The 287-nt window shown below is 65.9% G+C and carries 1 protein-coding gene; it reads right to left on the reverse strand.

Translation table 11 applies throughout. From position 1 onward, the window contains the following. The coding region (locus tag EN807_RS34810) for an MBL fold metallo-hydrolase (RefSeq protein WP_246684545.1) at positions 1-287 on the reverse strand (287 nt) is incomplete at both ends.

Consider the following 287-nt stretch of genomic DNA (forward strand, 5'->3'; position numbering starts at 1 on the left):
GCGAAAGCCGCCATGCCTTTGCGCCATCAGCCGGTAGTTGATGCCGTCATGGAAGCCGGTATCGCCGGCAAAATAGATCTTGCCGGCGGCCGTTTCGATGACAAAGCCCGCCCACAGCGCCATGCGGCGGTCACGTCCGCCGCGCGCAGACCAGTGATGCACCGGTTCGACATGGATGGTGGCCGCGCCGAAATCGATCCTGTCGCCCCAATCATGCACGGCGAGCCGCAAGCCGGGCACGGCGCGGCCGATGACAGCGTCATTGCCGAGCGGCGTGATCACCAGCG

The sequence above is a fragment of the Mesorhizobium sp. M5C.F.Ca.ET.164.01.1.1 genome, assembly GCF_004792125.1.
In the GTDB taxonomy this organism is placed as follows: domain Bacteria; phylum Pseudomonadota; class Alphaproteobacteria; order Rhizobiales; family Rhizobiaceae; genus Mesorhizobium; species Mesorhizobium wenxiniae.